This window comes from Mesorhizobium ciceri WSM4083 (genome assembly GCF_000519305.1).
Classification (GTDB): Bacteria; Pseudomonadota; Alphaproteobacteria; order Rhizobiales; family Rhizobiaceae; genus Mesorhizobium; species Mesorhizobium ciceri_B.
Genome location: NZ_JAFG01000005.1, coordinates 374,491 through 398,810, shown reverse-complemented (window position 1 = coordinate 398,810; position 24,320 = coordinate 374,491). Strand labels below are relative to the sequence as shown.

The window sequence follows — 24,320 nt, the reverse complement described above, 5'->3', positions numbered from 1 at the left end:
CTTGCCCGCCATTGTTGCAAAATAATCGCAGTGGTTGGACCAGATACACTTTTGGCGTGAACTCGTCTTGGCGACGCATCGGAGCGTCTCTATAAGGACCGCTCCGCAATTGTCTTGCGGGAGGTCCGAATGGCAGTATTTCACATGGTAATGCGAGGCCGCGAAGCCTAGGTCTCATCCGGCGCTCCGCGAAGGTTTTCCCTTCGTGCCGATGCCGGATCGAGCACAGGCTTATGCCGATGCCGATCGCCGCCCGGTTATGGGCGATACGCCAAATATGCCACTCCGCTTCCGGGCAATCATTGACCCCTTGCGCGGCTTCTTCAATTTTCGACCTACTGGGATCGGGCTCGTTTGTGCCCGAATGACATCATGGCTCGTTTTAAAATCGATTTGCGCGCGAGCGCCTTTCGCAGCGTTCTTGGCTTCACGCATACCCATTGGCGGCGCCAGCCGTGGCGGCTTTCGCTCATCATGGGCAGCTTCCTGCTGTCGACGTTGGCCGATGTGCTGACGCCGCTCTATTCCGGCCGGCTGGTCGACGCCGTCGCCAGCAGCGCCGGCGCCGACGCGATTGCCTGGAATGCCGCGCTGATGGCGTTCTCGATGCTGATGGCGCTGGCGCTGGCCGGCGTTGTGTTGCGCAACCTGGCGTTCATGGGGATCGTCGAACTGACGTTGAAGATGATGGCCGACATCGCCGCCGATGCCTTCCATCGCGTCCAGCGCTTTTCCACCGACTGGCATGCCAACAGCTTTGCCGGCTCGACCGTCCGCAAGGTGACGCGCGGCATGTGGGCGCTCGACCTGCTCAACGACACCATCCTCATCGCGCTGCTGCCGTCGATCGTCATGCTGGTCGGCTCGACATTGCTGCTCGGCTGGTTCTGGCCTTTGATGGGGGCGGTCGTTGCTGCCGGTTCGGTGCTGTTCATCACGGTGACGGCACTGCTGTCACTTGGCTATGTCGCGCCGGCGGCAAGGCTCGCCAACACCTGGGATACCCGCCTCGGCGGCTCGCTTGCCGACGCGGTCAGCTGCAACGCCGTCGTCAAGGGCTTTGGCGCCGAGGAGCGCGAAGAACGCCGACTGGCCAAGGTCGTGGCCAAATGGCGTGCGCGTACACGGCGTACCTGGGTGCGCGGCACCATCAACGGCACCACGCAAGGGGTGCTGCTGCTGGTTATGCGCGCCGCGGTGATCGGCCTGGCGCTGATGCTGTGGTCGTGGGGGCAGGCGAGCGCCGGCGACGTTGCCTTCGTGCTGACCTCGCTCTTCGTGCTGCAGGGCTATCTCAGGGATATCGGCACACATATCCGCAATCTGCAGCGCTCCATCAACGATATGGAAGAGCTGGTCGATTTCCAGTCCGAACCGCTCGGCATCGAGGACCGGCCAGGTGCCAAGCCGATCCGGATCACCGAAGGACGGATCAGCTTTGACAACGTCACCTTTCACTATGGCCATCACCGATCGGCGCTTTACCGAGACTTTTCGGTCGATATCGCGCCGGGTGAGCGCGTCGGGCTGGTCGGCCATTCGGGGTCGGGCAAGACCACCTTCGTCAAGCTTATCCAGCGGCTCTATGACGTGAATGCGGGGCAAATCCTGGTCGATGGCCAGGACATCTCGCAGGTGGCGCAAGCCTCGTTGCGCGGGCAGATCGCCATCGTTCAGCAGGAGCCGATCCTGTTCCACCGGTCGCTGGCCGAAAACATCGCCTATGCCAGGCTGAGTGCGACGCAGGAGGAGATCGAGCATGCCGCGAAGCTGGCGAGTGCGCACGATTTCATCACCAACCTGCCGAAGGGCTACGGTACGCTGGTCGGCGAACGCGGCGTGAAACTGTCGGGCGGCGAGCGGCAGCGCGTGGCGATCGCGCGCGCTTTCCTTGCCGATGCGCGCATTCTGATCCTCGACGAGGCGACATCGAGCCTCGATTCGGAATCGGAGGTGCTGATCCAGCAGGCGATGGAGCGGCTGATGGTCGGCCGCACGACGCTGGTCATCGCGCACCGGCTTTCGACGGTGAGGGCGCTGGACCGCCTGCTGGTCTTCGATCGCGGCAACATCGTCGAGGAAGGCTCGCATGACGAATTGATCCGGTTGAAAGGCGGCATCTACCGCCGCCTGTTCGAGCGCCAGGCGTTGGAACTGACCAAGGGACTTGTGAGCTGAATTGAGGCGGCCTCCCGCTTCGGCCGGAGGCCGCCTCTGTCCGGCACGGTCAGCCCGGCGGGCTGGAGCAGGGCATGCCATCGCAGGGAGGCAGTCAACCCGCCGATCAGCGCCGTGATGCTGGCCGACTTGATTTGCCTGTGAAGTCCTGTCCGGATAGTAAGTCTTGAGACCTCTGTTCATCATACCGACCGAGATACGTTGTTTCTACCATTGGTTGATATATATCCGATGGAGAGCAACCTACGGACGTTCTTCACGATGCATCTTTCTGCGAATGCCGAGGAAAAGCTGGCTGCGCCGTCAGTGCTGGAATCTCAGCATGGCTCGGTTCGTCCGCTCGCTGCCGAAGATCTCGAGCGCGTCGCCGCACTCTTCCTGACGAAGTTTCGCCGGCGGCGCCGTCACCTCCTCGATCGCGCGATCGCCGAGACGGCCGCGTATATGAGAGAGATTTATCTCGCCCCTGCCGGCCACTCCGGTGAAAGCAACGCTCTTGTCCAGATTAACCGGCAGGGTCGTCTGGGTGGATTCCTCGGCGTTCTGAAAGCCCGCTACGAGCTCAATGGAGCGCCATTGAATGCGGCGATCATCGGGCCGCTCATGGCCGACCCCGGCACCGATGACGGCTCGGCCGGACCCCAATTGCTGCGTGCCTTGCATCAAGGCGAATTCGATCTGCAACTGACCGATTCGGCCAACCGGACATCCTTGGCCTTCGCGCGCCCGATGAAGTATCAACTCCTGCCGATGCATTGTCTGGGATGGACATATGTTTTCCGGCCGGCGGCGATGGCCGCCTCCGCACTGCACCGTAAATGGCCTGGCCTGCCTCGCCTTGTACTCGATCCATGCGCGAGAGCATTCGATGCTCTCGCAAAGAAAAGGTTCGAGCCCCCCGTCCTCCATTCATCGTCGCATCGCACCCATCGTGAGCCGATCGATGCCGTGCAATTTGCCGAGAAGCTGCCGACTCTCCTGTCTGGCTACGCTCTTCGGCCGAGTTGGAAGGATGGGGAATTGCCACGGCTGCTTGCGCTGGCGGCCGAGAAGCGGGCCGACGGCCCCCTTCATTTCGGTGGGACCTACGACGAAACGGGCAAAATGCTCGGTTGTTATGCCTTCTACGGTCAAGCCGGCGACATGGCGAACCTGTTGCAGATCCAGGCATTCGGATCGCACTGGGGCGCGACGCTGGATGCGCTTGTCGCCGCCGCATGGGAGATGGGCTGCGTCGGCATCACCGGACAGACGCAGACCAAATTCATCCCCCAACTCTTTGGCTACAAGAATGTCTTCTTCCGCTATGCCGGGGGAACGATGGTCCGCTCGCGGATCGCCGAGGTCACGGAAGCGGTCCGCTCCGGCGACATCTTTATCGGTGGATTGGTGGGCGACCGTTGGACCCGCCTCAGTTCCGATGATTTCGGCCGCTGATCGCCTTCAACCGGTCGCCGGCCCCAGCGGCTGGCAGCGCTCGGTTACAAAGGCCTCCGGACTGGGCGCCTCCTGAGGCGTCCACCGCCCGGCCTTTTCATTCCAGCCGCCATGTTCTATGTCTGCCGGCCAGCGCGGGGGCGCGTCTTGTCAACCACAAAAGCATCCGGTACGCCCCGCTCATGACAGTTACCGTTCGTTTCGCCCCTTCGCCGACCGGCCGCATCCATATCGGCAATGCGCGCACGGCTCTGTTCAACTGGCTGTTCGCCATGAACAACAAGGGCCGCTTCATCCAGCGCTTCGACGACACCGACGTTGCGCGCTCGAAGCAAGAGTTTTCCGACGCTATCCTCTACGACCTGCATTGGTTGGGCATTTTTCCCGACGCCACCGAGTACCAGTCGCGGCGCTTCGAGATCTATGACGCGGCAGTCGAGAGGCTGAAGACGGCAGGCGTTCTCTATGCCTGCTACGAAACGCCGGAGGAACTCGACCTCAGGCGCAAGGTGCGCCGCACGCGCGGCCTGCCGCCGGTCTATGGCCGCGAGGCGCTGACACTGACGCAAGAGCAGATCGACGAGTACCAGGCCGATGGCCGCCGGCCGCACTGGCGGTTTCTCCTCCCCAATTTCTCAGGCGATCCCCAACAGCCCGAACGCACCGAAATCCACTGGAACGACTTGGTGCGCGGTGAGGAAACCGTCGATCTGGCCTCGCTTTCCGACCCGGTCCTGGTGCGCGAGGACGGCACCTATCTCTATACGCTGCCTTCCGTGGTCGACGACATTGAGATGGGCGTCAGCCATGTCATCCGCGGCGACGACCATGTCACCAACACCGGCGTGCAGATCGCCCTGTTCCAGGCGCTGGCTGCCGAGCCGCCAGTGTTCGGCCACCACAATCTCCTGACCACCGCATCGGGCGAGGGCTTGTCGAAGCGCACGGGCGCACTCTCCATCGAAAGCCTGCGCGAGGACGGCATCGAGCCGATGGCCGTCGCATCATTGGCCGTCCTGGTAGGCACGTCGGAGAATGTCGCGGCGGTGCCGACGATGGGCGAACTCGCCGAACGCTTCGATCCGGCGGCGACATCGAAATCCGCCGCCAAGTTCGATCCCGACGAGCTGTTCGTGCTCAACCGGTCGTTGCTGCACCACATGCCGTTCACCGAGGCACAAGATCGTCTGATCGTGCTCGGCGTCTCCGGCGAGCAGGCCGAACCGTTCTGGATGGCGGTGCGCGGCAATCTCGACAGGCTGGCCGATGCGGTCAACTGGTGGCGCATCCTGCGCGAGGGACCGCAAGAGAAGCCGGAATTTTCCGATGAGGACCGCGACTTTCTTCGACAGGCGTTCGATCTGTTGCCGGAGGAACCCTGGACCGCCACGATCTGGAAGGACTGGACGGGCAAGATCAGGGAAGCGACCGGTCGCAAGGGCAAGGCGTTGTTCATGCCGCTCAGGACAGCCCTTACCGGACTGCCTTCGGGGCCGGAGCTTGCAGATCTATTGCCGCTGATGGGTCGGGAAGGAACGTTGGCCCGACGACCCTGACCTTGCGCTGTTCCGGCGGCAGCGCGGATATGGGCGACGTCACCGGCTTGGCGGAAAGCCGCTTGATCGCCTCGCGGTCGAGCCCGCCTTCCTGATTGGCCAGCGTTTCGGGATCGGCACCTGGATCCGGTTTGGAGATCGGCACCGGAATGAACGGTGCGGAGTCCGTCTCGGGTTGCAACTGTTCCGGATTTGGCGGGTTGCCGGCGATGATCTGAAAACCCTGCGCGGCGGCGTTGCAGCCGCAAGCCGGCGGCCGCGACATATCGGGCTGCTTGTAGAGATAGGCGGTCGGCAATTCGCTGTAAGGCCGGCCGGTGACAGATGACGTCATCGACGCCGAATCGTCGCCCATGCCGCGCGAATAGAAAACCTGCATCTCGGTGCCGGGGCAGCTCGATTCGCAATTCTTCTGGTCGCGTTCGAAATCGCCTGCCGAGGCCGAGTTCGACATAGGGAAAAAGTAGCCGTCGCAGGTGCGCACACAGGACGTGTGGAATTCGCCGCCGACGCTCGGAAAATCCGGTACGCCGGGCTGGTTGAGTACACGGCGGACATTGCGCTCCTCGCCGGAATCGTCGGGCGGGCTAGGCTCGTCAGGCATATCGAGTCGCTGGCCGTTGCCGCCAAAAAGCTGATCGAACAGGTTTGCGCCGCCGTCGCGGTTCGCCTCCTGCAAAGGCGCACGCCGAGGCGCAACGTTGTCGTCGCGGCAGCCATTGGCGTCGAGCGCCGCCAGGATGCGTCCGCGGTCACGGCGCGAGCCGCCGCCGGCCAGCCGCTCGCGCTTGTTTTGCAAGGCATCGAGATTGGCATTCATGCGATCGATCGTGGCGTTGAGCCCGGCGCATTGATTGAGGTTGCGACCAAACAGCGAAAAACCGCATCCGGCCCGGCTCGCCTGGCCGCGAGCCTTCGAAATCTGCTCATGTTGCCGGGCAATTGCGGAATCGTATTTCCGGACTAGCGCCGGACCGCCACCGCCGCCGCGCGAGGACGCGGCAAGATCGGCTTCCAGCTGGCGGCAGACCCGCGAAGCAGCCTGCGGCTCGGCTATCCCCCAGGTTGCGGACAACAGCAGGCCAAGCAGCACGGCAGCATGCGCCTGCTTCCACCCTCCGCTTGCCATCCGCCCAAACTCCGCCTTCCAAATCCGACTGTTAGCCCCGCATAGGCTACCGTGTTCGCGGTTAACTGCAGTTTACCGCGAAATCCGTGTTCAGCCCAGATTGACGACCGCTTGTGCCTTGTGGGCGGCTTCGACCACGGCAAGCGCCGTCATGTTGACGACGCCGCGCGAGGTGACAGACGGCGTCAAGATATGCGCCGGCATGTCGGTGCCGAGCAGGATCGGCCCGACATGCAGCGCATCCGTCATGGTTCTGAGCGCCGTCAGCGTGATGTTGGCCGAATCGAGGTTGGGGAACACCAGCAAATTGGCTTCGCCCTTCAGTCTCGAATGGGGATAGACGCGCTGGCGCAGGTGCTCCGACAGAGCAGTGTCCGCATGCATCTCGCCATCGCATTCAAGCTCAGGCGCGATGCGCGCCAGGATCGCCGCTGCTTGCCGCATCTTCAGGGCGCTGGGCGAATCGCGCGAGCCGAAATCGGAATGCGACAAGAGTGCTGCCTTCGGCTCGATGCCGAAGCGCTGGATTTCTTCCGCCGCCAGCACCGTCATCTCGGCGATTTCTTCCGCCGTCGGGTCGACGGAGACGTGGGTGTCGGTCAGGAAGATGATGCCGCGCTGCGAGATCAGCATGGAAAGCGTCGACAGGTCGTGATCCTTGATGCCGGCGCGGGGGCCGATGATCAAGGTGACGTTGCGCAGATGCCGCTCGAAGCGGCCTTCGAGGCCGCAGACCATGGCGTCGGCATCGCCGCGTTTCAGCGCAAGTGCTGCGATCACCGTGTTGTCGGTGCGCACCATGGTGCGCGCTGCTTCCGTCGTGACGCCACGCCGGCCGGCGAGTTCGATCAAAAGGTCGACATAGTGGCGGTAGCGCGGATCGTCTTCCGGGTTGATCAGGCCGAAATCGACCCCGGGCTTGATGCGCAAGCCGTAGCGCTTCAGGCGCACTTCGATGACGTGCGGGCGGCCGATCAGGATCGGCTCGGCGATGCCTTCCTCGAGCACCACCTGGGCGGCGCGCAGCACGCGCTCATCCTCGCCGTCGGCATAGATGACGCGCTTGGCGCTCGATGCCTTGGCGGACGAGAACACCGGCTTCATCACCAGGCCGGAGCGGAAGACGAAGCGGTTCAGCTTGTCGATGTAGGCGGCGAAGTCGGTGATCGGCCGCGTCGCGACACCGGTGTCGCAGGCTGCCTTGGCGACCGCGGGCGCTATGCGCAGGATCAGCCGCGGATCGAAGGGCGAAGGGATCAGGAATTCAGGGCCGAAGATCGGCGTCTCGCCGGAATAGGCGCGGGCAGCGACGTCCGAAGGCTCCTCGCGTGCGAGCGCTGCGATTGCCCGCACCGCCGCCATCTTCATCTCCTCGTTGATGGCGCTGGCGCCGCAGTCGAGCGCACCACGAAAGATGTAAGGAAAACACAGTACGTTGTTGACCTGATTGGGAAAATCGGAACGGCCGGTGCAGATCATCGCATCCGGACGAGCTGCACGCGCTATTTCCGGCATGATCTCCGGATTGGGGTTGGCCAGCGCCAGGATCAGCGGCTTCGGCGCCATGTGCTGGAGCAGTTCCGGCTTCAGTACGCCTGCCGCCGACAGGCCGAGGAAGACGTCGGCGCCCGATATGACATCGGCCAGCGTGCGCGCCTCGGTGTCCTTTACATAGGGGTCTTTCCAGCGATCCATCTCATCGGTGCGGCCCTTGTAGGCAACGCCGAAACGGTCGGTGACCCAGATGTTTTCGACCTTGGCGCCGAGCGAGACCAGCAGGTTGAGACAGGCAAGGGCGGCAGCCCCGGCGCCGGAGGTGACGATCTTGATGTCCGATATTGTCTTGCCGGCGAATTCCAATCCGTTGAGCACGGCGGCGGCGACGATGATGGCGGTGCCATGCTGGTCGTCGTGGAACACCGGTATGCCCATGCGAGCCTTCAGCTGTTCCTCGACCTCGAAGCACTCCGGCGCCTTGATGTCCTCGAGGTTGATGCCGCCGAAGGTCGGCTCGAGCGCCGAGATCGTCTCGACCATGCGCTCGATACCGGGCGCGTCGATCTCTATGTCGAAGACATCGATGCCGGCGAACTTCTTGAACAGGACGGCCTTGCCTTCCATGACCGGTTTGGAGGCCAGCGGGCCGATATTGCCGAGGCCGAGAACGGCCGATCCGTTGGTGACGACACCGACCAGATTGGCGCGTGCGGTGTAGTCGGCGGCGGTCGCCGGATCATCGCGGATTTCCAGGCAAGGGGCGGCGACACCAGGCGAATAGGCGAGCGCGAGGTCGCGCTGATTGCCGAGCGGCTTGGTCGCCTGTATCTCGAGCTTTCCCGGCCTTGGGTGCTTGTGGAAGTAGAGGGCGGCTTCGTCGAGGTCCGAACGTGCCGTCTTTTTGCTCTCGCCTTCCATGCGGCCGCTCCCTCGAAATCTGGCTGGAGATTCCCTTTTAGCATGCAGCCGTGGTTTTTCGCGACGCTAATTGACGCGCTGGCAGCTTTGCCGGCCAGCGCGTAGAAAGTCATGAACGATCAAACGCTTATGCCGATTTTCTGATGGATGGTTCCCGCAGTTTCACGGACAAGTTGATCAAAAGGCGCTGACGTAGAGACCACCATCGACCGGTATGTTCTGCCCGGTCAGATAGCCGGCATGGACCGAGCACAGGAAGGCGCAGATCTGGCCGAATTCCTCCGGCGTGCCGAGCCGCTTGGCCGGAACGTCGGCGCTGATGCGGGTCTTGCGCGCGGCTGCGGCCTCAGGGCTTTCGATGGTGCCGGCCTCATGCGGGCCGCGCAGCCGGTCGGTGTCGAGTTTGCCCGGCAAAAGACTGTTGATGGTGACGTTGCGGTCGATCACCGTGCGCGCCACGCCGGCAAGGAACGAGGTCAGGCCGGCGCGCGCGCCGGACGACAGGTCGAGGCCGGGAATGGGCACATAGACCGACAGCGAGGTGATGTTGACGATGCGGCCGAAGCCGCGCGCCGCCATGCCGTCGAGGACGGCCTGGACCAGCTCGATCGGCGTTACCATGTTCTGGGTAACCCCTTCGAGGATCTTTTCGCGATCAAGCGTGCGGAAATCGCGAAGCGGCGGCCCGCCATTGTTGTTGACCAGGATGTCCGGCTCGGGGCAAGCCGCGAGCAGCGCTTTCTGCACCTCCGGCTTCGAGACGTCGCCGACGACTTCCGTTACCGTGACGCCATAGCGCTCGCGTAACTCAGCGGCGGTTTTCGCCACCAGCTCGGCATTGCGTCCGTTGACGACGATGTCGCAGCCGGCTTCCGCCAGCGCCATGGCGCAACCGCGCCCAAGTCCCTTGCTCGAAGCGCAGACGATGGCCTTCTTTCCGCGGATACCGAGATCCATGACGATTTCTCCTGTGATTTGGCCGCAAGCTAGTCCTTCGGCTGGACCAATCGCAACCGTCATACGGTTGTTGCATGAATCGGGGCATAGCCTGCGCGAAAGCAAGGGTGAAATCGCGATGTCCGGCCAAGAGCCCCGCACTTTCCGCAGCATGTTCATCTCCGACGTCCATCTGGGCTCGAAGGCGGCCAAGGCCGAATTCCTGATCGATTTCCTTCGATATCACGATGCCGATATCATCTATCTGGTGGGTGACATCGTCGATGGTTGGCGGCTGCGGCGGAGCTGGCATTGGCCGCAAAGCCACAATGACGTCGTGCAGAAACTGCTGCGCAAGGCGCGCAAGGGCGCCAACATCACCTACATCGCCGGCAACCATGATGAATTCGCCCGCCAGTTCCAGGGCGTGCATTTCGGCGGCATCGTCGTTGCCGACCGCGCCATCCACGAGACTGCCGACGGCAAGCGGCTGCTCGTCATCCATGGCGACCAGTTCGATACCGTGGTCCACAATGCGCGCTGGCTCGCCTATCTCGGTGACCACGCCTATGACGCGGCCATGCTCATCAACCGCGTGGTGACGCGGCTGCGGCAGTTGCTCGGCCTGCCGTATTGGTCGTTTTCGTCCTGGGCCAAGCACAACGTCAAGAAGGCGGTGAACTTCATCGGCTCGTTCCAGACCATGCTTGCGGACGAGGCGCGCCGCTCGCATGTCGATGGCGTCATCTGCGGCCACATCCATCATGCCGTCATCGAGAATTTCGGCGATGTCCAGTACATCAACACCGGCGACTGGGTGGAAAGCTGCACGGCTGTGGTCGAGCACTTTGACGGCCGGATGGAAATCCTGACCTGGGCGCAGGTGCTGCCCGAGGCGCCGGACGAGCTCTTTATCCCGCTGCTCATCGAGGACCGGGTAGGGCAGGCGGCATAGTCCGAAGTCTTTTCGGGCTTCGGAATCAATCGATTAGTCCAGCCGGTTTCGTCCGGTTTTCGTCCATGTTAAGGGATCGACACGCGTTGCCGTCCGGTCGAATACAGCGCGATTGGATCGATTCATGTCCCTGCCGCAGCTCTCGCCCGAACAACTCGTCAAGCCGCGCCATTTCGAACTGCGCATGAGCCTGATCTTCGCGACCCTGTTCGTGTCGCAAGGCACGCATCTGCCCTATTTTCCGCTCTGGCTGCAGGCGAAGGGCTTCGGCGCCGAACAGATCGCCGTGATCCTTGCCGCACCGATGTTCCTGCGCGTCGTGACGACGCCTATGCTGACGGCATATGCGGACCGGGCGAAGGACCGCGCCAACGTCTATATCGCGCTGGTCGCGGCAACGATGGCCATTTCGGCTGGCTATTTCCTGCCAGCGACTTACGCGATCGTGCTGGCCGTGTCTCTGCTTTTGACGATCGTCTGGACACCGCATTCGCCAATGGCCGATTCGCTGGCGTTGTCGGGGGTGCGCCGCTTCGGCTCGAATTACACCGCTATGCGCAAATGGGGCTCGATCTCTTATTTCTGCGCCAATGTTGTGGGCGGCTTCATCCTGGCGGCGGCTGGAGCCGAAGCTGTGCCGATAATCATATTCGTGGCGCTTGCCGCAGCGCTTGTCGCAGCCCTGTTTGCGCCGCGAATGGGGCGGCCGCGCAAGGCCTCGCCGCTGTCGGCCGCAGAAATCCAGCACGCGGCGCCTAGCCTGTTCAATGCCTATTTCCTCTACTTCACCTTTGGCGTCGGCATCATTACCGCCAGCCACGCCTTCCTCTATGGCTTCGTCTCCATCTACTGGAAATCGATTGGCATCAGCGATTCCGTCGTCGGTCTGCTGTGGGCCTGGGGCGTGGTGTGCGAAGTCTGCATGTTTTTGTTTTTCAATCGCATCTTCGCCTCCGTGTCCGTCGTCAAAGTGATGGTGATCGCTGGCATCGGTTCGATAGTTCGCTGGATCATCTTTCCACTGGTATGGCCGCTCGGTCTTGGCATTCCCGGCTTCTTCGCCGTGCAGTCGCTGCATTCGGTGTCTGTCGCAATGGTGCTGATCGGCCTGCAGAAAATGATCGCCGAGACCGTCTCCGAAGAGCGCACCGGTGCTGCGCAAGGCATCGCCTATTTCTTCAACGGCTTCTTCATGGCCGCCGTTACGCTTGCTTCCGGCCCGCTCTACGACCGTCTCGGCGTCGATGGGTTTCTTGTGATGATTCCGATCGCTATCGTCGGCCTCGTGCTGATCGGCCTTGCGGCGCGCTCAGCCCCAGAGCGCGGTATCGGGCGGTGACACCAGCGATCCCTGGTAGACAAGGCCCGGTACCCGGTCGCGGGCAAGCAGCAGCGGACCGTCGAGGTCGACGAAATCGGCATCCTGGGCAAGCAGCACCGCCGGCGCCATCGCCAATGACGTGCCGACCATGCAGCCGACCATCACGCCGAAACCGAGTTCGCGGGCGCGATCGCGCAGCACCAGTGCCGCTGTCAGGCCCCCCGACTTGTCGAGCTTGATGTTGACGGCATCGTAAAGACCGACAAGCGCTTCGAGATTCTCAGCCTCGTGCACGCTTTCATCGGCACAGATCGGCACGAGATGGGCGATATGGCGCAGGATCTCGTCATGACCGGCCGGCAGCGGCTGTTCGATTAGCGCGATGCCTTGTTCGGCGGCAAAGGCGAGGTTCGCAACGATGTTGTCGTCGCTCCAGCCCTCATTGGCGTCGAGGATGATGCGGCTGTCTGGCGCTGCCTGCCTGACCGCGCGGATGCGGGCAATGTCGTTGTCGCCGCCGATCTTGACCTTGAGCAGCGGCCGCGCGGCATTGGCGCGAGCCTGCGCCGCCATCGCCTCCGGCTCGCCCAGCGACAGCGTGTAGGCGGTTTCGAGCGCCTGCAAGGGAACAGCATTTATCGCGATCGCCACCGATGTTCCGCTGAGCTTTGCCTCCAGATCCCACAGGGCGCAGTCTATGGCGTTGCGGGCGGCTCCGGCCGGCATGGCATCGAGCAAGGCTGTCCGGCTGACGCCACCGGCGATCCGGCCGCGCATGGCTTCGATCGCCTCGCGCACGCCGTCAATGGTCTCGCCATAGCGCTTGTAGGGGACGCATTCGCCGCGGCCGAAGTGGCCGCCGTCGCTGATCGTGCAGGAGATCACTTCGGCTTCGGTCTTGGAACCGCGCGAAATGGTGAAGGTTCCGGCGATGGGAAAACGCTCGGCCTCGACCGAAATGACACGCGCCATATTTTTCTGCTCCTGCTGTGCGACAAGCGTTGTCGACAAATCGACAGGTCAGACCCGTCAGGCTAAACAGGACGCCATGTTGACCATCGGCAAGCGCGACGCAAGCGGCACGACCGCAGGGGAGGCTGACCACGAACCGCGCGTGGCGTTCGGCGAGGAGGACGGCGTTCTTGGCTGCGCTTTCTCCGGAGTCTGGACGACACGGACCGTCGCACTCATCGACGCCGACATGCGCAAGATCGAAAAGCGAAGCGGCTTCAAAACTTTGGCGCTCGATGTTTCCAAGATCGAGAAGATGGACACCGCCGGCGCCTGGCTGATCGACCGGCTGGTCAGCGCCTTCGAGAAGAAGGGCGTCGAGATCCAGATGCAAGGCCAGAGCGAGATCGCTTCGATCCTGCTCGAAGCTGTCGGCGAGGCCGTGCGGCGCGAACCCGAATCCGGCCCGGCGCTACCGCCCAACATCGTCATTCGCGCGCTGGAGGCGGTTGGCCGCCGGGTCTACGAGATGCGCGATGATTTTCTCGCCTCGATGAACATCCTCGGCGCCACCATCCGTGGCGCGCAGATGAAGCTCGGCCGTGGCCATGCCGTCAATCCGGCGGCGATTTTCAACCAGATCGACCGCATGGGCGTCGGCGCCATTCCGGTGGTGGTGCTGATGTCGGCGATCGTCGGCGCCATCGTTGCCCAGCAAGGCGCCTATCAGCTCAGCTATTTCGGCGCCGATATCTTCGTCGTCGATCTGGTCGGCGTGCTGATCCTGCGCGAACTCGGCGTGCTGATGACGGCAATCATGATCGCCGGCCGCTCCGGCAGCGCGATCACCGCAGAGATCGGTTCGATGAAGATGCGCGAGGAGGTCGACGCGCTGAAGGTCATCGGGCTCAACCCGATCGGCGTCCTGGTCTTTCCGCGCCTCGTGGCGCTGGTCATCGCCTTGCCGTGCCTGACCATCATCGCCAATTTCGCCGCACTCGGCGGTGGCATCCTGGCTGCGTGGCTCTATTCCGACATTCCACCCGCCGCCTTCATCGACCGGCTGCGCGTCGCCATCGATCTCAGCACCATCTTTGCCGGCCTGATCAAGGCGCCGTTCATGGCCATGATCATCGGCACGATTGCCTCGGTCGAAGGCATGAAGGTCGGTGGCAGCGCCGAATCACTCGGCCAGCATGTCACCGCTTCGGTTGTGAAGTCGATCTTCGTCGTCATCATCCTCGACGGACTTTTCGCCATGTTCTACGCAGCGATCGAGTTCTGATATGAATCTGCGAAACAGGACAAGGGCAGGTGCATTGGCTGATGACGCGGGCGAGGGCGACATCGTGCTTTCCGCGCACGACATCAGCGTTTCCTTTGCTGACAAGCTCATCCTCGACGGACTGTCGCTCGACATAAGGCGCGGCGAAATCCTTGGATTTGTCGGCGCCTCGGGTGCTGGCAAATCCGTTCTGCTGCGCACCATTCTCGGCCTGACGCGCAAGCAGTCGGGCACGATCAAGCTGTTCGGCGTCGATATCGAGAAAGCTGATGATGCCGAGCGTCTGCGCATCGACATGCGGCTTGGCGTGCTGTTTCAGCACGGCGCGCTGTTCTCGGCGCTGACGGTGCTGGAAAACGTCCAGGTGCCGATGCGCGAATATCTCGACCTGCCGAGAAAGCTGATGGACGAACTGGCGATGCTCAAGATCGAGCTGGTCGGGCTGCCGCCCGATGCGGCGCAGAAATTCCCGTCCGAGCTGTCCGGCGGCATGATCAAGCGCGCCGCGCTGGCCCGCGCGCTGGCGCTTGATCCCGACATCGTCTTCCTCGACGAGCCGACATCGGGCCTCGATCCGATCAGCGCGGCGGAGTTCGACGAGCTGGTGGTCAAGCTGCGCGACACGATGGACCTGACCGTCTACATGGTGACGCATGATCTCGACACGCTGTTCACCGCTTGCGACCGGGTGGCCGTGCTCGGTAAGAAGAAAGTGCTGGTCGAAGGCACCATCGACGACATGCTGAAGAGCGAGGAACCGTGGGTAAAGTCCTATTTCCGCGGAAAACGCGCCCGGCAACTTGATCTTGCGGCGCGCGCATAGCCATAAGTGGGACAATGGAAACCAGAGCCAACTACGTCATTGTCGGCATCTTTACGCTGGCCGCGATCCTGGCGGCGTTTGCCTTCGTCTACTGGACGGCGGCGATCGGCGACAAGGGCGAGACGACGTTGCTGCGCGTGCGCATTCCGGGCTCGGCGTCCGGGCTTGGCCGCGGCAGTTTCGTGCTGTTCAACGGCGTCAAGGTCGGCGACGTCAAGCGCGTCTATATCGATGTCGACAATCCGACGGTTGCCATCGCCGATACCGAGATCGACCGCATGACGCCGATCACCAAATCGACGCAAGCCGATATCGGGCTTGCCGGCCTGACCGGGCAGGCCAACATCGAGCTCAAGGGCGCCGACCCCAAGGAAGTAAAACTCCTCGACCAGGCGGAAAAGGAAGGCAAGGTCGCCGAGATCGTCGCCAACCCGTCGGCGGTGACCAACCTCTTGCAGACGGCGCAGAATATCTTCACTCGCGCCGACAAGGTGCTGACGGAGCTCGAAGGCTTCACCAAGGACGTTCGCGGGCCGCTGACGCAGACCGTGCAGAATGTCCAGACCTTCTCGGATGCGCTGGCCAAGAATTCGGACGGCATCGACAAGTTCCTATCCGCCGCCAGCACGCTGGCCGATGAGCTGAAAGGCGTTTCCGGCAAACTCGATGGCACGCTGAAGGCGGCCGAAGGCCTTCTCAACGCCGTCGACAAGGACAAGATCAAGAGCATCGTCGCCAATGTCGACGCGGTTACCGGTAACCTCAAGGAGACGTCGAAGCAACTCGACGGCGTGATCAAGAACGTCGATACAGCCGTTGGGTCGGTCAACGATTTCACCAAACGGACGCAAGGCACGCTGGCCAAGGTCGACAACGTGCTCGACGGTATCGATCCCGCACAAGTGCGCTCGGCGCTCGCCAACATCCAAAAGGCCAGCGAGAGCGCCGACAAGGCCGCCGCCGACATCGCGGAGGTGACCCACAAGTTCGCCAACCGGGCCGACGACATCGACCAGACGATCAAGGACGCAAAGCAGCTCGCGCAACGGCTCAACGATGCCTCGGTGCGGGTCGATGGCATTCTTGCCAAGGTCGATACCTTGCTCGGGTCGGGGCAGGCCGACGGCTTGATGGCCGATGCCAGGAACACGCTGAAGTCGTTCAAGCAGGTGGCCGACACTCTGAATTCGCGCCTTGGCGTCATCACCGACAATCTGGCGCGATTCTCGGGCCAGGGGCTTTCGAATGTCGAAGCGCTGGTGCAGGACAGCCGTCGTTCGATCAGCCGCATCGAGGAGGCGGTGACCGATCTCAGCCGCAATCCGCAGCGCATCCTTTCGGGTGGCGACGGCGAGGTTCGGCAGTTCGATGGTAGGGCGCGGCGTTGACTTCGGCGTCGGCGCGCCCCAGAAACATGAACCGCGAAAGCGGGTCGATCTTACGATCCGGGGACAACGGGGATCGCGCGTGAAGTCTGTGTGGGTGAAAACGGGCGGGTTGACATCGGCTGCGGCACTGCTTGCCTTGACGCTGGCCGGCTGCGCGGTGTTGGGTGGCAAGCCCGCGCCGCTCGATACGTTCGAGCTGTCGGCGCCTTCGGTCGACGCGCATGGCCACAGCCGCAAGCAGATCCTGATCGCGCAGCCGTCGGCGCTCAAGGCGCTGGACAGCCAGAACATCGTCATCAAGCCGTCGGATCGCTCGATCCAGTATCTCAAGGGCGCGCAATGGGCCGACCGGCTGCCGCTGATCGTGCAGGCGCGGCTGGCCGAGACCTTCCAGCGTTCAGGCAGCTTCGCCGGCGTCGGCAAGCCGGGCGAGGGTCTGGCGATCGATTACCAGGTGATCGTCGAGATCCGCTCGTTCGAGGTGCGCGTCGACGGCGGCGAACATGCCGAGGTCGACCTGTTCGTGCGGATCCTGAACGATCGCAACGGCGAGGTCCGTGCTTCCAAGAGCTTCACCGCAGCCGCACCCGTCTCGGGCAGCGGCAACCCTGCCTATGTCAGCGCGCTCGACAAGGCGTTCGGCGACGCCGCCGGGCAGATCGTGCGCTGGACGGATTCGGTGATCTGAGCGCGGGGCGCACCGGAATCCCACAAAGCTTCATCCCTCCAGGCTTCTCTACCTACAAGCGGTCGAAGATTTCCGGGCGGAGCTTTCCGGTCTTCATCAGGTGCTGCAGGGTATAGGTCACGGACAGCGCGTCATCGAGCGCGTCGTGCCCCTGCAATGGCGGGTGCTCGACGCCGTAGTAGTCCGCAAGCTTGTTGCTCGGCGTTCTCGCCAGATCCTCGATCGGCATTCCGGCCGCGATCAGCAGCTTGACGGCGTTGTCAAACCGGGTGGCCGGTATCGGAGGCTGAATGCCCGCGACATAGCAGCTGATGGCGATCATGTTCAATTCGTCCTTGCCCCAGGACCAGAATCGCGACCCTCCGGAAAAACGATCGACGTCGGCGAGCGCATTCTCTAGCGCCACCCCTTCGGTCTCCAGATCTTCCTCTGAAATGCCGGTCAGTTTGGTGAAGAACGGGTCGAGGGTGTATCTATGACCAAACCGGTCGACCGGTCTGATATAAGCCTTGTGTGTGCCGAGCAGAGGGAAGTCGCCTTCAAGTCCAAGCCTGACCGCGCCGATCTGTGCGATCACCGGGTCGGGATCGTGGGCCGCGCACCAGAATCGCCGTTGCGAGCCCTCAAGGCAAAGAAACTCGCAGTCGAATATGATTGCCGTCTTCACGATCACACCCTTCGAGCGTCAGGGCAGCGGTGCTGTCGGTGGATTTTAGGGATCGACTTAGGGCGGATTCCGAAGGCATCGATAGTCTCGCAAGACCTGTTGCGGGCAGGTTCAGCGCGTGCCGGAGGTTAGAGCAGGCACAGGCGGGACCATGGCCCCGCCTGTTCAATTCCTGTTTTAGTGCAGGCGGCCGCTGGCGTGGGCCAGCATGGTGTAGACCTTGCCGGTGTCCGAGGTCAGGTAGGTCTGCGCCATGATGTTGTCGCGGTCGTTTCGCGAGACATCCTTGAGCAGCTTCTCGAAATCGTCGCAGTAGCGGTCGACAGCGGCGCGGAACTCGGCCTCGGCCTGATACTTGCGACGGATCTCGTCGAACGTCTGCTGTCCTTTAAGCGTGTAGAGCCGCCTTGTGAACACGTCACGCTCGCCACGCCGGTAGCGGTTCCACAGCTCGATCGAAGCATCGTGGTCGATGGCCCGCGCGATGTCGACGGAGAGCGAGTTCAGCGATTCCACGACATGCAAAGGCGAGCGCTGGGCAGGGGTAGCGCGCTGCGCTTCCGCGGGGGCCGTGGGAGCTGCCGACCTGAGGTCCTCATCGTTGGATGCCGCGGTCAGCAGATCGCGCACCCATCCGCCCTGAGGCGTGCGAGCGCTGGCATCGCCGCGCGGACGCGGTGCCGCCTCGGCAGGACGCTCAAGGTCGAGCGTGCCGCGCAATGCAGGGCCGCCCAAGGGCGCCTGAGGCGTGCGCAGCTCCGGCTGCGGAGCCGGTGCGCGACGCGGCGGCTCGGCAGCGCGTGCGGCCGGCGCTTGCGGCGCTGGCCGCAGATTGCGTGGCTCTGACCCATCGCCGCCGCCGCGGCCGGACTTGGCCACGATGTCCGAAAGCTCCTTGAGGGCGTTGATCTGCTCGGAAACGGCGCGGCGGATGGCCGAGGTCGATTCCTTTGCCTCTTCCGGCATCTCGATGACGCCCTTCTTGAGCTCGGCGCGGGTCAGGTCGAGTTCGCTCTTGATCGAGCCCGCGGTGCGCCGCATCTCCTCGGTCGCATCGGCGAAGCGCTTGGTCGCCGAGTCGACGACGTCGGTGATGGCGTTGCGGATCTTGTCGGCCGACTCCATCGTCTTGCCCTCGGCGTTCTGCAGCGTCTGGCCGACGAGATTTTCGAACGAGCGCATGACCCTTTCGAGATCTTCCGACTTCTTGACCAGGCCGACGGCGAGATCCTCGAGCGACGACTGCCGTTCGAGCGTGTGCTCAAGGTTGCTCTGGGCCGAGCTCAACAGGTCCGAAGCACTGGAGAGCAGGCGGCTGTGCTCGTCGAACTTGGTGGCGATCGACGCCACCTCGCGCAAGGTGGACGACGACAGTTCCGTCAGCCTTGTCGTGTTCGAATCGACCAGGCGTGCCGAGCTGGCAAAGGTCTGCGCGGCCTTCTCGGTGGTGGCGGCGAAGCTTTGCGTGCTGCCGCTCAGGCGTTCATCGACCTGGCCAAGATTGACCGCGGCCTGGTCGATCAACTGACCGAGCTGCGAGCTGGACTTGGTCATGCGGCCGATGAGATCAGCGACGCTGTCGGACAGCGACGAGCGGGCGCCTTCGACCGCCGACAAGGTTTCGGCGGTGCGGCTGGCGAGCGCGTCGACAAGCGCGGCATTCTCGCTGCGCAGCTTCTCGGTGGCGCGTTCGGTGACCTCTTCCATGCTCTTTTGCAGTTCCGAGCCGCCCTGGGCGAAACGCTCGACCAAGGGCCGTGCGGTTTCATCGAGGATCTTCGACATTTCGGCCGAACGTGCGGCAAGCATGGTGTTGAGTTCGCGGGTGTTGGCGCCGATCGTCTTGGCGGCATCGTTGGTGCTCTGGCCGATATGCTGGCCAACCGCGGTGAAGGTCTCGGCGATCACATTGGCGCGCGAGACGAGTTGCGCCTCGGCATTCGACACCTGCTCGTTGAGCTTCTGGCCCATCGTCTCGGCTGTGAAGGCGAGGCGGTTCTCGACGCCTGAGACCTGCTCTTCGACACGGGCTGCCGCGGCCGCGGCGCTCGACGCGAAACGCTCGTCCGCACCGGCAAGCGCTTGCTCGATTTCGCGGGCATGCACGGCCATTTCCTGGCCGGTCCGCCTTGCGCGTTCGGCAACCCGTTGCTCGGTATCGGCAAAGGCACCGACGATTGTCTCGGCATGCTCGCCGATCGTGGTGGTGCTGTTGGCGATGCGTGACACCAGACGCTGATCCGCATCATCGAAGATGCGGCCGATTTCCGAGGCACGGCTGGACAGCGCTTCCGAACCTTCGGCGATGCGCGAGACGAGCTGCTGGTCGGCGGCATCGAAGATGCGGCCAAGGTCCGATGCGCGTGCGGCAAGCGCTTCGGCCGATTCGCCGATGCGCATGCCGAGCCGCTGGTCGGCGCCTTCGAAGTTGCGCAGGATGTCGCCGGCGCGCGCGGCCAGCGACTGGGCCGTTTCGATGGCGCGGGCGACCAGCTTTTGGTCGGCGGCATCGAACGTGCCTGCGATCTCGCTTGCACGAGCTGCCAGATGGTCGGCGGTGTCCTGAACCCGCGCGGTCAGCTGATCGGCGGTTTCCTGGGCGCGGGCGGCGAGCTTCTGGTCTGCCGCTTCGAAGGTACCGGCGATCTGATTTGCGCGAGCTGCGAGCTGATCGGCGGTTTCATGGACGCGGGCCAGCAGCGAGCTGGACGTGTCGTCCGCACGGGCAAGCAAGGCGTTCGACGTATCTTCCGCACGGGCGTGCAGGCGACGGTCGGCCTCCTCGAAGGTGCGGGCGATGTCTTCGGCTCGCGTCAGCAGGGCGGCGGACGTCTGCTCGGCGCGCTCGGCGATCTTGCGGTCGGCGTCGCTGAAAGCGGCACCGGCCTGCTCGTGCAGGGTGCTGGTGACTTCCAGCACCTTTTCGCGCAGGGCGCCGGCGACAAACACGGCGCTCTTCTCGAGCACGGCGCGGACGTTGTCGACGCCTGTCGAGAGCGCGCGCTCCATGGTGCCGGCGCGCTCCTCGATGATGCCCGTCTGGCGGCTGAACGCCTGCTCGATTTTTTCGACATCTCCTGCAATCGCGGCAGAGATGTCCGAGCTTCTGGCGGCGATCTGGTCGATATGGCCCGACAACGAGCGGTCGACGTCCTTGCGGGTCTCGGCGAGCTTGCCGAGATCGTCTTCCAGCGCGCGGGTGAGCATATTGCGGCCTTCGGACAGCTTGCCGACATGTCCGGCGATGACGTCGTCGATACCGCTGCGGCTTTCGGTCAGCTTCTGCAGGTCCGCTTCGAGGGCGCGTTTGAGAATGTCGCGGCCCTCGGCCAGTTTCTCGACCTGGCCGGCGACCAGACCGTCGATGCTGGAGCGGCTTTCGGCCAGCTTGGCAAGGTCGGCTTCCAGCGCGCGCTTGAGAACATCGCGGCCTTCGGCGAGCTTCTCGACCTGGCCGGCGACCAGGCCATCGATGCTGGAGCGGCTCTCGGCCAGCTTGGCGAGATCGTCCTCGAGCGCCTTCGACAGGGTCGAGCGCTCCTGGACAAGCCTTTCCGCGTGGCTGCTGACGAGGCCGCCGACATTTTCGAGGTCGGCTTCAAGTGACCGCGACAGGGTCGAACGATCCTGGGCGAGCCGTTCGGAATGGCTGTTAATCAGACCGCTGACGTTTTCGAGGTCGGCCTCAAGCGCTTTCGACAGCGTTGAACGATCCTGGACAAGCCTTTCGGAATGGCTGTTGACCAGGCCGTTGACGCTTTCGAGATCGGCCTCGAGCGCCCGGGCGAACTGTGCCCGGTCATCGACCAGTTTCTGCGACTGGTCGGCAATGGTCCCCTTGATTGCATTAAGGTCGGATTCCAGAGCGCGCCGCAGGATATCTCGGCCCTCGGACAACTTCTCGACCTGACCGGCAACCAGCCCGTCGATGCTGGAGCGGCTGTCGGCCAGCTTGGCGAGGTCGTCCTCAAGGGCCTTCGACAGAGCGGAGCGGTCTTGGACAAGCTTGTTCATGTGATCGGCGATGACGCTGTTCACATTGTGCAGGTCGGTTTCCAGGACCCGCGAAAGCTGCCCGCGATCCTCGGCCAGCTTTTCCGACTGGCTTGAGATAACGCCCTTGATCGTGTTCAGGTCGGATTCCAGCGCGCGCTTGAGAATGTCGCGGCCTTCCGCCAGCTTCTCGACCTGACCGGCGACCAGACCGTCGATGCTCGAGCGGCTCTCGGCCAGCTTGGCAAGGTCGGCTTCGAGCGTCTGCGACAGCAGGCTGCGGTCCTCGGCCAACCGTCCCGAATGGCTTTCGATCAGGCCGCGTATGCCGGACAGATCGCTGTCGAGCGAATGGGAAAGCTGCGTGCGGTCTTCCGCCAGTTTGGCGGAATGGGTTTCGATGAGGCTCTTGATGCCGACGATGTCGTTTTCCAACGCCTTGGCGAGCACGGCGCGGCCTTCGGCGATCTTTTCCACCTGACCGGCGACCAGACCGTCAATGTCGGCGCGGCTGTCGGACAGTTTGCCGAGATCGGCTTCCAAGGCGCGCGACAGAATGTTGCGGCCCTCGGCGAGTTTACCGACATGACCAGCGACCATTTCATCAATGATCGTACGAGCTTGCACTAGTTTCCCAGAGTCTTCGTTCAGGGCAGTGGAGAGCCTGTTGCGGCCTTCTTCCAGCCTTTCGAGATGGCTGCCGAGCGACGCATCGATGGCCGCTCGCGATTCATTGACCTTGCGCAGATCCTCTTCGAGAGCGCGCGAGATCAGGCTGCGGCCTTCGGCCAGCTTCTGCACCTGGTTGGTCACCGCCGCATCGATGCCGGCGCGGCCCTCGGCGAACTTCGCCAGGTCGGCCTCCATGGCCGCGGCCATGCGCTCGCGGCTTTCGGACAATTTCCTGCTGTGGTTCTCGACAGCTTCCTCGATGCCGACGCGGGCGTCGGCGAGCCGCTGGATGTCACTGTCGAACGAGCGCGACACGACGTGACGGGCGGCTTCCATGCGTCCGGCGAAGTCGCTGGCGCGGGCTTCGAGCATGGAGGAGGTCGAGGTGACGATATCGGCCATGTCGGCGCCGATCTGGGTCTTGCCCTGATCGATCATCGCCGATAGCGTGTCCTTGCTCTCGGCGAAGGTGTGCGCGATTTCACGGGCGCGCTCGACCAGCGTTTCGTTGATCTGGCGGGCGCGGGCCTCGAGTGCCGCATTGAGCTTCTGCGTTCCGGTGTCGAGCGCCTCGGCGCGGGTCTGGAACTCGCTGATCAGTGCCTGGCCGCGTTCGGCGAGCGTGCGCTCGATGCCGTTGAGGCTGGCCTCGAATTCGGAATTGAGGGTGCGTGCGGCGCCGCCAAGCAGCGACACCATACCGGTGGTGCGATCGTCGAGCAGATCGGTCAACGACCGCGTCAGGCCGTCCGTGGTGTCCGTCAGCTTGGCAATGCGGGTGTCGAGCAGGCTGGCGAAGGCCTCGCCCGAGGTCGACAGCCGGTCGGTGATCGAATCGAGCCGGCCTTCCACCGAATCGAAGATCGACATCGAGCTTTCGTTGATGCGGTCGATGAGCGTGTCGCCGGAATTGGTGATCGTCATCGACAATTTGGTCGATGCATTCAGGATCGAGTCGCGGATGATGTCGGAGGCGGCGCCGATCTCGTCCTTCAGCGTCTCATGCGCGCCGGTGATCGAGGCGCGAACGCGCTCGGCATGGGTGACGACGGCTTCGCGCTCGCTGCCGAGCCCGTCGACCAGCGAACGGATGCGGGATTCATTCTCGGAATAGGAGCGTTCGATCTGGTTGACTTCGCTGTGGACCAGCGTTTCCAGTTCGACGGCGCGGGCAAGCGTGCGTTCGATGCCTTCGCCCATGGCCGCGACCTCGCGACGAACGGCCTGGCCGATCATCATGACGCGATCCTGGGCTAGGTTTTCCGGTTCGGTCAGGCGGAAGGCCACTTCAGTCATCGACTGTGCGGCGATGCGCATTTCCTGGGCGCGGCGAATCATGGCGGCGAAGGCCCAGAACAGGATGACGGGCACGATGGCCGCGACCGCAAGGCCGATCAGTTCCGGACGGGCAAGGAACTGGTCGAGCGTACGGATTCTCCAGATGCTCGGTCCGAAAAGCAGATTTGCCAAACCACCGGCGCCGGCGAACCAGGCGAGTGAAACGAAGGCGACGACCCAGTAAATGGTGTTCGAGGCACGCCTGTTGAGGCTGTGCAGGAGCGTCTTGTAGTCCTTTTGGCGATCGTCATTGGCCGGCGCGAAACCTGCGGGCTGGGCGCCATTGCGCGGTTCCACGGGGCGCAATTCGGCAGGCTTGGCCTTGGGCGCGGGTTTCGCGGCGTGGTTCTGATTGACCACGGGCTCCGGGTTCTGTTCCGGTCTATGATCGCGTCCCTCGCGCGCCAACTCGTCAGCCGCCTGGGATATCTGCGCTTCCAGATCCTCCATCGAAGCCGCGATGTCGAGGTCACCGCTGCCGATCTCATTGCTGAGGTCGAGATCGAGCGCCTTTTCCAGTTCCCTGGCCACTTCGCTGTCGAGAGTTCTCGTCGTCGTTGGTTTCTTTGCCATGCCTTCGCTACCCTG

Annotated in this window: 15 protein-coding genes; 9 read left to right on the top strand and 6 right to left on the bottom strand. The window is 63.3% G+C overall.

The annotated features are described in order from the left end of the window. Positions 1–372 precede the first annotated feature (372 nt). The 3 genes from MESCI2_RS0111760 (at position 373) to gltX (ending at position 5,171) form a co-directional block, all read left to right on the top strand. A complete protein-coding gene (locus tag MESCI2_RS0111760) occupies positions 373–2,178 on the top strand; it encodes an ABC transporter ATP-binding protein (protein WP_027036771.1) in 1,806 nt (601 codons plus the stop codon). 231 nt (positions 2,179–2,409) lie between these two features. Continuing rightward, positions 2,410–3,615: a hypothetical protein gene (locus MESCI2_RS0111755; RefSeq protein ID WP_245270303.1), complete on the top strand. Its 1,206-nt coding sequence runs from the start codon at positions 2,410–2,412 to the stop codon at positions 3,613–3,615. Positions 3,616–3,797: 182 nt separating this feature from the next. Beyond that, positions 3,798–5,171 (top strand): glutamate--tRNA ligase, encoded by a 1,374-nt coding sequence (gene gltX / locus MESCI2_RS0111750; RefSeq protein ID WP_027036769.1) that lies wholly within the window; start codon positions 3,798–3,800, stop codon positions 5,169–5,171. Here the strand turns inward: gltX and MESCI2_RS0111745 are convergent. The 3 genes from MESCI2_RS0111745 to MESCI2_RS0111735 all read right to left on the bottom strand — a co-directional run bounded on the left by MESCI2_RS0111745 (position 5,089) and on the right by MESCI2_RS0111735 (position 9,672). Further along, positions 5,089–6,300 (bottom strand): DUF2865 domain-containing protein, encoded by a 1,212-nt coding sequence (locus MESCI2_RS0111745; protein WP_027036768.1) that lies wholly within the window; start codon positions 6,298–6,300, stop codon positions 5,089–5,091. The two genes, gltX and MESCI2_RS0111745, sit on opposite strands and share 83 nt — an antisense overlap. A gap of 90 nt (positions 6,301–6,390) precedes the next feature. Next, positions 6,391–8,715, bottom strand: a complete 2,325-nt coding sequence (locus MESCI2_RS0111740) for an NADP-dependent malic enzyme (protein ID WP_027036767.1) — start codon at positions 8,713–8,715, stop codon at positions 6,391–6,393. A gap of 177 nt (positions 8,716–8,892) precedes the next feature. Beyond that, the gene (locus MESCI2_RS0111735; RefSeq protein WP_027036766.1) at positions 8,893–9,672 is read right to left on the bottom strand and encodes an SDR family oxidoreductase; all 780 of its coding nucleotides are present in this window, start codon (positions 9,670–9,672) and stop codon (positions 8,893–8,895) included. Positions 9,673–9,790: 118 nt separating this feature from the next. Between MESCI2_RS0111735 and MESCI2_RS0111730 the strand changes: the two genes are divergently transcribed. After that, positions 9,791–10,606, top strand: a complete 816-nt coding sequence (locus MESCI2_RS0111730) for a UDP-2,3-diacylglucosamine diphosphatase (protein ID WP_027036765.1) — start codon at positions 9,791–9,793, stop codon at positions 10,604–10,606. 124 nt (positions 10,607–10,730) lie between these two features. Then, positions 10,731–11,945 carry an MFS transporter gene (locus tag MESCI2_RS0111725; protein ID WP_027036764.1) on the top strand — a complete coding sequence of 405 codons (1,215 nt, stop codon included), beginning with the start codon at positions 10,731–10,733 and terminating at the stop codon, positions 11,943–11,945. Here the strand turns inward: MESCI2_RS0111725 and dgcA are convergent. Next, positions 11,916–12,899, bottom strand: coding sequence for an N-acetyl-D-Glu racemase DgcA (gene dgcA, locus MESCI2_RS0111720; protein ID WP_027036763.1), 984 nt, complete (start codon positions 12,897–12,899; stop codon positions 11,916–11,918). The genes MESCI2_RS0111725 and dgcA overlap by 30 nt on opposite strands. A gap of 76 nt (positions 12,900–12,975) precedes the next feature. Here dgcA and MESCI2_RS0111715 point away from each other — a divergent pair, with 76 nt between their 5' ends. From MESCI2_RS0111715 to MESCI2_RS0111700, 4 genes are all read left to right on the top strand, one after another. Then, positions 12,976–14,163 (top strand): MlaE family ABC transporter permease, encoded by a 1,188-nt coding sequence (locus tag MESCI2_RS0111715; RefSeq protein ID WP_027036762.1) that lies wholly within the window; start codon positions 12,976–12,978, stop codon positions 14,161–14,163. A gap of 1 nt (position 14,164) precedes the next feature. Then, positions 14,165–14,986, top strand: coding sequence for an ABC transporter ATP-binding protein (locus MESCI2_RS0111710; RefSeq protein ID WP_027036761.1), 822 nt, complete (start codon positions 14,165–14,167; stop codon positions 14,984–14,986). Between the two features lie 14 nt (positions 14,987–15,000). Next, on the top strand, positions 15,001–16,374 hold the full coding sequence (locus MESCI2_RS0111705; RefSeq protein ID WP_027036760.1) for an MCE family protein: 1,374 nt from the start codon (positions 15,001–15,003) through the stop codon (positions 16,372–16,374). 79 nt (positions 16,375–16,453) lie between these two features. Further along, on the top strand, positions 16,454–17,062 hold the full coding sequence (locus MESCI2_RS0111700) for an ABC-type transport auxiliary lipoprotein family protein (RefSeq protein WP_430981662.1): 609 nt from the start codon (positions 16,454–16,456) through the stop codon (positions 17,060–17,062). A 52-nt stretch (positions 17,063–17,114) separates the two neighbouring features. Here the strand turns inward: MESCI2_RS0111700 and MESCI2_RS0111695 are convergent, their stop codons facing one another. Both MESCI2_RS0111695 and MESCI2_RS0111690 read right to left on the bottom strand, forming a co-directional pair. Further along, a complete protein-coding gene (locus MESCI2_RS0111695; protein WP_027036758.1) occupies positions 17,115–17,729 on the bottom strand; it encodes a 3'-5' exonuclease in 615 nt (204 codons plus the stop codon). 177 nt (positions 17,730–17,906) lie between these two features. Next, on the bottom strand, positions 17,907–24,305 hold the full coding sequence (locus MESCI2_RS0111690; protein ID WP_027036757.1) for a kinesin: 6,399 nt from the start codon (positions 24,303–24,305) through the stop codon (positions 17,907–17,909). Positions 24,306–24,320: the final 15 nt, after the last annotated feature.